The sequence below is a fragment of the Azospirillum sp. B4 genome (genome assembly GCF_000333275.1).
Classification (GTDB): Bacteria; Pseudomonadota; Alphaproteobacteria; order Azospirillales; family Azospirillaceae; genus Nitrospirillum.
In genome coordinates, this window is sequence record NZ_BACU01000212.1 from 1 (window position 1) to 1,408 (window position 1,408).

The 1,408-nt window shown below is 71.2% G+C and carries 2 protein-coding genes; both read right to left on the minus strand.

From position 1 onward, the window contains the following. Nucleotides 1–234 (minus strand): hypothetical protein (locus I55_RS37980; protein WP_044560258.1); only part of this gene is annotated, 234 nt, incomplete at its 3' end. After that, nucleotides 203–1,408, minus strand: a 1,206-nt coding sequence (locus tag I55_RS09330; RefSeq protein WP_376739185.1) for a peptidoglycan-binding protein, incomplete at its 5' end; no start/stop codon positions are given. The genes I55_RS09330 and I55_RS37980, both read right to left, overlap by 32 nt.

Genomic DNA, 1,408 nt, shown 5'->3' on the forward strand with positions numbered 1-1,408 from the left:
ATTCCTTACCCGTTCGGCCCCCCCTGGGCCGGCATCAGAGGAGACCGACGCCATGCCGACCCGCCTTTCCCTCTCCTTCACCGTATCGGCCACCGTATCGGCCACCGTATCGGCGGCGCTGCTGGGCGCGGCTTTGTTGGCCCTGCCCGCCGACGCGCAACAAACCACCACCGCACAGCCCACGGCCACCACCCAGTCGGTGTCAGTCCCCGCGCCGGGACCCCGCCGCGCCACTGGCGCCACCCAGCAGGAAGACATCATCATCACCCCCCGCATCTACCCCAACCCCGAGGAGGACGACGCCTTCCACCGGGCGGAGTACGAGCGGCTGAACGCCATCTACGGCAAGCCGGTGCCCCTGAACACCCGGGCCGACACCCTGATGGATGACGATGATCTGGTTGATGCGCTGCTCCACCGTGGTGTTCAGCTCCCACAGGGTGCGTCGACCGATGGCGCCATCCGGTTCCTGCCCCTGCCGGCGCTGGAACTCCTTGACCGATGCCGCCAGGGCGTCGTCGTAGAACGCCGGGTTCACGCCCTTGGGCAGGGGTGTGGGCAGGGGCTTGGCCTCGTTCGTCGCCACCAGCCGGGCGCGCAGCGCCACCACCCGGGGGTCGGTCATGCCGGGCTTCAGCGCATCGCCGGTCTTCTCCGGCTTCGCCTCGGGCACGCCGTTGGTGGCGTCGCCGGGATTGGGCGGCACCGCCGGCGGGGCCTTGGGCGCGGGCGGTATGGTGGGCCAGCCGCCGGCGGCCTTCACCTGGCGATAGTGGGCCAGCGCCGCCTTCAGGGCGGCGTATTCCGGTCGTTGGGGGGGCAGGCCGGACAGCAGGGCCGCCAGATCGGGCGCCGCCGCCACGCTGGCCAGCAGTTGCGCGCGGTCGAAGGGCGGCCGTTCGATCACCAGTTCGGGATCGGCCAGGGTGGGGATGATGCGGCCCACCGACACATCGCTGGCGTAATGGACCAGTGCCAGGCTGAGGCCCGATTCGAAGGCCGCCTGCGCCTCGGGCGTATCCAGATGGCCCTGCTGCGCGGTCAGGCTGGCGGCGGCGTAGTCATTGGGGTTCAGGCCGTCCTCATCGGCGTGGGACAGCACGGTCAGCACGGCGCGGGCACCGGTGTTGGCCTCCCCCCGTTCCACCCACAGGGGTTTCAGCCCCCGGGCGCGGTAGAAGCGCGCCAGCACCGTCTGGTCGCTGTCATCCGGTGTCGCCTGCGCCTGTTCCGGAACCGGGAAGCGGTCCTTCATCAGGTCGGCCAGGTCGCGGGCCTGCCCGGGGATGGGCGACAGCAGCAGGGCGGCGGCGAACCACAGGGGCGGGGCGCCTACCCGCTTGCGGATACCCGGAGGCCACGTCATCGCGTTCCGGTCCTTCAGGGCGACAGCCCCCGTCGACAACCC